The 9,039-nt window shown below is 43.1% G+C and carries 7 protein-coding genes and 2 pseudogenes (1 of these 9 only partly in view); 1 reads left to right on the plus strand and 8 read right to left on the minus strand.

The genetic code is table 11. From position 1 onward, the window contains the following. The 6 genes and pseudogenes from tuf to HZC12_05150 all read right to left on the minus strand — a co-directional run. The coding region (tuf, locus tag HZC12_05125) for an elongation factor Tu (GenBank protein ID MBI5026109.1) at positions 1-1,190 on the minus strand (1,190 nt) is incomplete at its 3' end. A gap of 129 nt (positions 1,191-1,319) precedes the next feature. After that, a pseudogene (fusA, locus tag HZC12_05130) lies at positions 1,320-3,401 on the minus strand (elongation factor G). 12 nt (positions 3,402-3,413) lie between these two features. Continuing rightward, complete coding sequence (gene rpsG, locus HZC12_05135) at positions 3,414-3,884, minus strand: 30S ribosomal protein S7 (GenBank protein MBI5026110.1); 471 nt, start codon at positions 3,882-3,884, stop codon at positions 3,414-3,416. 12 nt (positions 3,885-3,896) lie between these two features. Further along, positions 3,897-4,268, minus strand: a complete 372-nt coding sequence (locus tag HZC12_05140; GenBank protein MBI5026111.1) for a 30S ribosomal protein S12 — start codon at positions 4,266-4,268, stop codon at positions 3,897-3,899. A 319-nt stretch (positions 4,269-4,587) separates the two neighbouring features. Next, positions 4,588-5,802: an outer membrane beta-barrel protein gene (locus HZC12_05145; GenBank protein MBI5026112.1), complete on the minus strand. Its 1,215-nt coding sequence runs from the start codon at positions 5,800-5,802 to the stop codon at positions 4,588-4,590. Positions 5,803-5,838: 36 nt separating this feature from the next. Next, on the minus strand, positions 5,839-7,269 hold the full coding sequence (locus HZC12_05150) for a sugar transferase (protein ID MBI5026113.1): 1,431 nt from the start codon (positions 7,267-7,269) through the stop codon (positions 5,839-5,841). 30 nt (positions 7,270-7,299) lie between these two features. On the opposite strand from HZC12_05150, the gene vanZ reads away from it, so the two are divergent. Continuing rightward, positions 7,300-7,626, plus strand: coding sequence for a VanZ family protein (gene vanZ, locus HZC12_05155; GenBank protein ID MBI5026114.1), 327 nt, complete (start codon positions 7,300-7,302; stop codon positions 7,624-7,626). Here vanZ and HZC12_05160 read toward each other — a convergent pair. Together HZC12_05160 and HZC12_05165 are read right to left on the minus strand one after the other, a co-directional pair. Then, positions 7,573-8,724 carry a glycosyltransferase family 4 protein gene (locus HZC12_05160; GenBank protein MBI5026115.1) on the minus strand — a complete coding sequence of 384 codons (1,152 nt, stop codon included), beginning with the start codon at positions 8,722-8,724 and terminating at the stop codon, positions 7,573-7,575. The genes vanZ and HZC12_05160 overlap by 54 nt on opposite strands. Before the next feature lie 77 nt (positions 8,725-8,801). Continuing rightward, a pseudogene (locus HZC12_05165) lies at positions 8,802-9,039 on the minus strand (GIY-YIG nuclease family protein) (it continues 93 nt past the right edge of the window).

Here is a 9,039-nt window from a genome sequence, read left to right on the forward strand (position 1 = left end):
ACCTCAGTTACGACTCCTGCCCCTACTGTCCTGCCACCCTCTCTTATGGCAAATCTCAATTCCTTCTCCATTGCTATCGGCGTTATCAGCTCTACTACCAGGTTTGTGTTATCTCCTGGCATTACCATCTCCACTCCCTCAGGCAGTTTCGCTACCCCTGTCACGTCTGTTGTCCTGAAGTAAAACTGCGGCCGATATCCATTGAAAAATGGGGTGTGCCTGCCACCCTCTTCTTTCGTAAGTACATATACTTCTGCCTTGAATTTGGTGTGCGGGGTTATGCTGCCTGGTTTGGCAAGTACCATCCCCCTCTCTACTTGTTCTTTGTCTATTCCCCTTAATAGTACTCCTATGTTGTCCCCTGCTCTGCCTTCATCAAGCAGTTTCCTGAACATCTCTACCCCTGTGGCTATGCTCTTTCTGGTCTCTCCAAGTCCTACTATCTCTACTTCTTCCCCTACCTTGATTATTCCCCTCTCTACTCTGCCTGTCACTACTGTGCCCCTGCCTGATATGGTGAATACGTCCTCTACGGGCATTAAAAAGGGCTTGTCTATCTCTCTCTTGGGGGTCGGTATGTATTCGTCTACTGCCTTCATTAACTCTTCTATGCTCTTGAATTCTTCTGCACTTGCCTCTTTGCTCTCTGTCTGCATGGCCCTCAGTGCTGAGCCCTTTACTACCGGTATCTTGTCGCCAGGAAATCCGTATTTGCTTAATAGTTCCCTTACTTCAAGTTCTACTAAGTCCAGTAGTTCAGGGTCATCTACCATGTCTACTTTGTTTAGATATACTACTATGTATGGCACCCCTACCTGCCTCGCCAGTAGTATGTGCTCTCTGGTCTGGGGCATTGGCCCATCCGCTGCACTCACTACTAATATCGCTCCGTCCATCTGGGCTGCTCCTGTTATCATGTTCTTTACATAGTCTGCATGCCCAGGACAGTCTACATGCGCATAGTGCCTCGCATCTGTCTCATACTCTACATGCGCTGTCGCTATGGTTATCCCCCTGGCCTTCTCTTCAGGTGCGTTGTCTATGCTGTCATATGCCCTGAATTGCGCCTTGCCCTTCAGTGCCAGATGCTTGGTTATCGCTGATGTAAGGGTGGTCTTGCCATGGTCTACATGCCCTATTGTCCCTACGTTTACGTGGGGCTTTACCCTCTCAAATTTGGCCTTTGCCATATTCGCCTCCTTACTAAAAGTTTGTTGAGTTTATTGAGTTTGTTGAGTTTATCGGGTTAGGGATAAAACACCACTTTATTATTCCTTAACTCAACAAACTCAATAAACTCAATGAACTACTCACTATCGTTATTCTCCTTTAACCTTTGCCACTATGCTTTCAGAAATCCCACGGGGAATGTCTTCATAGTGGGAAAATTGCATCGTATAGGTTGCACGGCCCTGCGTCTTTGACCTCAGGTCAGTCGCATAACCAAACATTTCAGCAAGTGGAACCTGAGCCCTTACAATCTGCGCCTTGCCTCTTTTTTCCATGGTCTGAACCTTACCCCTCCTTGCATTCAGGTCACCAATAACATCGCCCATATATTCTTCAGGGGTAACAGCCTCAACATTCATGATTGGCTCCAGAAGTACAGGCTTTGCCATTTTTACCGCTTCTTTAAAGGCAATAGAGCCAGCAATTTTAAAGGCCATTTCTGAGGAGTCAACCTCATGATCTGAGCCATCAAACAAAGTGACCTTCACATCAATAACAGGATAGCCTGCAAGTACACCGCTTTCAAGGGCTTCCTTTATCCCCTTCTCAACAGGGGAGATGTATTCCTTTGGAATTGCGCCACCAACAACCTTATTCACAAATTCAAAACCCTTACCTGGTTCCTGAGACTCAATTTCAATATAAACATGACCGTACTGACCTCTACCGCCAGTTTGTCTTACATATTTACCTTCAGCCTTTGCCTTCCCTCTTATAGTCTCCTTATATGCCACCTGGGGTTTCCCAACATTGGCACTTACCTTAAACTCTCTCATAAGGCGGTCAACTATAATCTCCAGGTGAAGTTCTCCCATACCAGATATAATAGTCTGTCCTGTCTCTTCATCATAGGAAACCCTGAAAGACGGGTCTTCCTGGGCAAGCTTTCCGAGAGAGATGGAAAGTTTTTCCTGATCGGCCTTGGTCTTTGGCTCTATAGCAACTGAGATTACAGGTTTTGGAAACTCGATAGACTCAAGAATCACAGGCTGATTTACATTGCAGAGGGTGTCGCCTGTAAGAGTTCCCTTAAGTCCAACCACAGCCGCAATATCTCCGGCATAAACTTCTTTTACTTCCTCTCTTTTATTGGCGTGCATCTTAAGTAGCCGACTTATCCGTTCTTTTGTGTCCTTTGTAGAGTTGTAAACATAAGAGCCCACAGAGAGCGACCCTGAGTAAACCCTGAAAAAGCTAAGCTGGCCGACAAATGGGTCTGTCATTATCTTAAAGACGAGTGCCGAGAAAGGTTCACTCTCAGATGCCATCCTCGTAACTTCTTTTCCTGTGTCTGGCTCTATCCCCATGATTGGAGGAATGTCCGTCGGGCATGGTAAATAATCCACAATAGTATCAAGGAGCATCTGTACCCCTTTATTCTTAAAAGCAGAGCCGCAGATAACAGGGGTAAGCCTCATTTCAATAGTGCCTTTTCTCAGTGCTGCCTTTATTTTCTCTGTAGTTACCTCCTCCCCTAAAAGGAACTTCTCCATTATGGTCTCGTCAAAATCTGCAATGGCCTCGATCATTTTCTCCCTGTATTCGAGGGCCTGCGGCAGAAGTTCGTGGGGGATGTCGTCTTCAACAAATTTTGCACCGAGAGTTTCGTCATCAAAATAATAAGCCTTCATATTAACCAAATCTATTGGCCCCCTGAAGGCATCCTCTTTACCGATTGGAATCTGGATAGGGACAGGATTTGCACCAAGTCTCTCTATCATAGAATTTACGCTCATAAAGAAATCAGCACCCACCCTATCCATCTTATTTATAAAGGCTACGCGGGGGATATTATACTTATTGGCCTGTCTCCATACAGTCTCTGACTGGGGTTCTACACCGGCAACTGCATCAAAAACCGCAATAGCACCATCAAGGACCCTCAAAGAGCGTTCAACCTCAATGGTAAAGTCCACATGTCCAGGCGTATCAATTATATTTATCCTGTAATCCCTCCAGAAACAGGTGGTTGCAGCAGATGTTATAGTGATGCCCCTTTCCTGCTCTTGAGGCATCCAGTCCATTACAGCAGTTCCTTCATGAACCTCGCCCATCTTATAGGTAACTCCTGTATAGTATAGAATACGCTCGGTTGTCGTAGTCTTCCCTGCATCTATATGTGCCATTATGCCGATATTGCGTGTTTTTTCTAAAGGTACGTTCACTTAAATGTTCTCCTATTTTTACCATCTATAATGGGCGAATGCCTTATTGGCTTCAGCCATCTTATGGGTGTCTTCCTTCTTTTTAACAGAAGACCCTGTGTTATTGGCAGCATCCATAAGTTCAGATGCCAGCTTTCCCTTCATTGTCTTTTCCGCCCTCTTGCGCGAATAACCTATAATCCATCTGAAGGCTAAAGTTACCCTTCTCTGCGGTCTTATATCAACCGGGACTTGATATGTAGCACCACCAACTCTTCTTGACTTGACCTCGATGGCAGGCTTTACATTTTCAACTGCAGTCTTAAAAACCTTGAGAGAGTCGCCTCCGGTCTTTGCTTTTATTATATCAAATGCGCCGTAACATATCTTTTCTGCCACTGCTTTTTTACCATCTTCCATTATTGCACTTATAAACTTGCTCACAAGCTTACTGTTGTACTTTGGATCTGGCAGTATTTCTCTTTTTTCTGCAACTCGTCTTCGTGGCATTTTTATACCCCTTTACTTAGGCCTCTTAGCGCCATATTTTGACCGGCTGCGTCTGCGGTCTGCAACGCCAAGGGTATCGAGAGCACCTCTTATAATGTGGTACCTTACACCTGGCAGGTCCTTCACCCTGCCACCTCTTATAAGGACTATTGCATGCTCCTGGAGGTTATGGCCAACGCCAGGTATATAGGCAGTGACTTCCATACCGTTGGTGAGACGGACCCTGGCAACTTTCCTTAAAGCCGAGTTAGGTTTTTTAGGAGTTGTCGTATAAACCCTTGTACACACCCCTCTTTTCTGGGGACAATTTCTAAGTGCAGGGCTTTTTGTCCTCTTAACAACTTCCTCCCTGCTATGCTTGATTAATTGAGTAATTGTTGGCACTGTTCCTCCGTCTTAACCGCTTATAAAATCGCCTTAGCTACTTATAATACCTTTTCTCAGGAAAACTTTGGAAGTTTATCAGGGAAATTTACTTTTGTCAAGGGCATTTCTCAATCTTGGTTAGGGGATATTATCTACATCCTGAATAAGATAACAGGCCATGGAATAAGAGGAGCAAAAAGCCGATTCATGAATCAAGCCCTGTCCCCGAACTTGATTCGGGCTTGGGTTCAGGACCTAAGGACAAGGTGGAAGCTACAAAGATAATAAGGCAGGTTCTTCGAAAAGCAGAGACAGTCTTTGATGTGCTAAAGGTAAGCTAAAATTTATAGCTCACGCCTAACTCTACACCATGAGATCTATAGTCATACATATCAAGATTGGAATTTCTTGTTGTATACCGATAAAGTAAGGTCAAGCCTAACCTTATGACTGGATACCATCCCATCCCTGTCTTAATTTCATTTGTCCTGTCTTTTCTTGGAGGATAAGTCGTAGTTATTATATCGGCTTCACCTTTATAGGATCTTTTTGAAGTACTGCCATAGACAAAGGTTTCTATCTTTTCGGTTGGTTTGTAGGCAGCGCCCAATCCAAAGGATTCGTTTACGCTGTAAGTCTGATCAAGGAAGAGTTCTTCGTATAATTTCCTTTCTGCCATGGCATATAAAACTAACTTTTCTGTGATGCCATAATTAACTTCGGCTTTACCAGTAGTGCCCTGAAAATCTCTTGCACTAAACTCATCAAACTTTCTCCAGAGATACCCTGCACTTAAAGATATTGCGGTCTTTGGGCTGAACTTCCTGGTGAATATGGCCTTTATGGCATCTCCTGTGCTGTCGTTACTAACCAGTCTTCCACCTATGTATTGAGGTATCTCATAATCAAAGTCGTGCCTCTCATAAGCAATCTCGAATTTAGTCTCAGTGGATGGAGAATAAGCTAAAGTCCCTGAATAGCTTTTGTCCGTCCTCTCCCTGTTCTCTAATTCAGGGATTGAAAAATCCACCTCTTCCTGCCTGAATCCAGCATGAATACTAAAGTTCGACGGCAGGTCATAACCCAGTGATGCGCCGCCAACCTTAGTTGTCCGCTCAACCTTCTCCTGAGTCCGGTAGTACTCCCTCGGCTCAAGGGATTTAGTGTAATCCCCGGTTATCTTAGCGCTGATGCGGTCTAATATCCTTAAGGATATATTCCCTTTAACCTCATCCTGTTGGGCATTTTGGCTGGTGTAATGGCCGTAGCGCAGGAAATCCTTTTTCAAGAGGATGTCTATCTCCTGCCTGCTTATCTGAAAATTAAGGCCTGTGCCCAGAGTAAAGATGGTCACAAAATCCGAAAGCTGATCATCTCCGATAAGGCTTCTTAACTGCTCCTCGTCTTTTACCTTGAAGATATTGCTGTCATAGATTTCTTTTACTGAGAGGAAAGGTTTGATTCTATCGCCGAGGAGTTCAGCGTAGGCGCTGATATCCCAAAATAATAAAAAAGCTAAAATGGGTAACAATCTCAGAGTCAATTTTTTCACTTTTCAACCTCCACTTGAAATTTTAAATTTTAAATTTTAACATCCTGTCCCTCTGAATACAGCTAAAATTGTCCTTGTGAGGATTTTTACATCAAGGGACATGGACCAGTTGTCAATATACTCAAGGTCCAGCTTCATCCATCTCTCAAAGTCTTTATCATTTCTTGCGACCACCTCATGGATACATGTTATCCCGGGACGTAGACTCAATTTTCTTCTCTGCCACCGCTCATATTTTGCCACTTCCATGGGTATTGGAGGTCTTGGCCCAACAAGTGACATATCGCCTTTAAAGACATTTATAAGCTGTGGAAGCTCATCCAGACTGGTCTTTCGCAAAAATTTTCCAATACCGGTTATTCGAGGATCATTTTTCATCTTAAAAATAGGCCCTTCCCGCTCATTAAACTTCATCAGTTCCTTCAACCTTTCTTCAGCATCTATCACCATTGTCCGAAACTTATAAACGGTAAATTCCCGGCCATGCAGGCCGCACCTTATTTGTTTGAAAAAGGCAGGCCCTTTAGAAGTTATTTTTATAATGAGAGAGGTTATGAGAAAAAAAGGTGAAAGCAAAATAAGGCCACATCCGGAAATCACGATATCTAAAAGTCGCTTGCTGAAAAGATCTAAAACATTATGCGGCGTTGTCTCATAGATTAAAAATGGCCAATCATGAATCTCTGTAATCCTCGGTTTCGCTATACCCATGTTAAAAAAATCGGCTGCTATCGTGGCTTTTACTCCAACATTCTCGCAGACTTTTATATAACCCTCAAGGTTGCTCAGCCATTTTATCGGCAGAATAAAGACAACCTCATCTACAACATTCTCATCGAGGATTTTAGCAATGTCATTAAAAGACCCTATCACCTTATCATTTCCAACCCTCATTCCGACCCGCTCTTCTTCATCAACAAAACCGAGGATTTTAACCCCCCAGTGTGGATGTGCCCTGATAATATCAGCAAAATTATTTGCCCGCTCTCCAGACCCTGCAATAAGCAAAACCCTGTAGTTGTAACCCCTCTGCCTTAGGTAGTACAGCAAAGAAAGAACCAACACTTTTTCTGCAAAAAGCATAAAAATTGCACAAACAAATAATATTACAGTAAAGGTTCTGGATATGAATTCTAATTTAAGTAAGAAAGCAACAGCAGAGAAGATTAATACAGCAAAGAGAGATGCGTCAAAGATACTCCAGAATACGTCTCTAAATCTTTTCTCCCGCAAAGAGTGGTACATCCCAAAATGCGAAAGGGATATAATCCATAAAGGCACAGCTATTACCATTACCCATGCATAATCCTTGAAAGGAGGCATTTCATGCAGAAATTCAAATGTTTCAGAATGGAGATATTGCAGGTTATCACGAAGAATAAAGGCAAGCAAAAACGCACCTGCTACGGCAAAAGAATCGATAGCCATATTTATCTTATGGATAAATCTTTCTTGTTCTTTTAACATTTACTTATTTAGAATTCTGGAATTATGAAAATGAAAATATTATTTTATACCGCTTTAATAGTTATATTTATTTTGGCTGTTGTCCCGAACTACAACTATTTACCAGATGTCTTCTCAATAAGCGATTTGCTCAATCATTTTATGGCCTTCTTTATGCTTTCAATTCTGTTTGACTCTGCCTACAGATCTCTAAGGCCAATGAATAAAATGATAATTCTTTTTTCCTACGGATTATTTATAGAGATTGTCCAGTATTTTGTCCCTTATAGAGATTTCTCATTTATTGATTTATCAATTGATGGATTAGCAGTGTCGTTGTACTTTCTGATTGTTAAAAGATTCGTGGTTTCTCCCTAATAGCCTTTTATAGACCTCAAGGGTCTGCTCAGCAATCCTGTCCCAGTTGAATTCGGTTTCCAGTCTTTCTCTCTTGAATTTATCATCTTTTAAAGGCAATGAAGAACTGCGTTTTATAAACAACTCCAGTTTATCGGCAAGTTCCTCAATGTCACCGGCCTTGAACATCTCCTCAGGTGATGCAAAGCCGCTATGGGCTGGTATTGAACTCATCAACAAAGGAAGCCCGTAACTCATCGCCTCGAGTGCGACAATCGGAAGCCCCTCGTGATATGAGGGGAGCACAAACAGACCAGCATTTGAGTAAAGTTCTCTTAATGTGTCGCCTTTTATAAACCCTGTCATTACAACCCTCGGGTCTTTTGCAGCGCTATCTTTCAAGTTCCTGCTATAATTGTCTTCATGGTCTGCATCACCAGCTATAACCAGCTTCCAATCAGTTGATAATCTTAGAAATGCCCCGATTAAATCATGGAATCCCTTTTCAGGAACAAAACGTCCAACAGCAAATATATATTTCCCCGCGTCAAGGCCGTATTTTTTCAGAACATTGCCGGCGGAGAGCTTCTCCGTCAGATCAACACCGTTGGGGATGTATACCGAATCCCTGTTGTACTTTTTTTTCAATAATTCCTGTATGTGCCTGGAAACCGCAATGACTTCAGAGCCGTATTTAGCTCCCAACTTTTCTCCGAGCCTCAGCATTGCCTTTGCAAACCTTCCCCATTTCTGCCTGTCATAGTCAGGCCCATGATTCGTAACAACTACCTTGAGACCCAGAAGCCTCGCAAAAGGGACAAGCAGCGAGGGGCCTATTGCATGGATATGGATAAGGTCATAGCGGTTACTGAGAGCAGCCTTTAACACACAGAAGAAGGTATGAATTATGGCTTCAAGGCTTTTCTTGCGGGGCGTCCACACAGGAACAATCTTAACTCCATTATAAGCTGTTTCTGCATCGGGGATGTATCCTTTCCTGCCAAACACAGTGATTTCACACCCCAGAGCTGAAAGCCTCGGATAAAGCTCCTGGCAATGTCTCTCAACCCCTCCCTGCACACCCGGAAATCCGCGTGTACCCGTTACAACGATTTTTATTATGCCGTTTTTCATTCTTGTTTAACGCGTATTATTAATTAAGCCTCATGGCGAATTGTTGTCCGTATTCTTTCTTGTCATCCTGAACTTGTTTCAGGATCTCTCGTTTCAGCATCTCCTTGACTCTGAACCCCCTGAATCAAGTTCATGGTCAGGGTGACACTTAGATCTTCCCAATTAGGGTTGGCTTGATTTCTCAGGTTTATCTTCCAATCCCTATGCCAGTTCTTTAGTTGCTTTTCCCTCCTTATGGCACTTTCCACATCTATTGTGTTTTGATAATAAACAAGCTTTGTGAGGTTATATCTCTTTGAG

Source organism: Nitrospirota bacterium, assembly GCA_016214385.1.
In the GTDB taxonomy this organism is placed as follows: Bacteria; Nitrospirota; Thermodesulfovibrionia; order UBA6902; family JACROP01; genus JACROP01.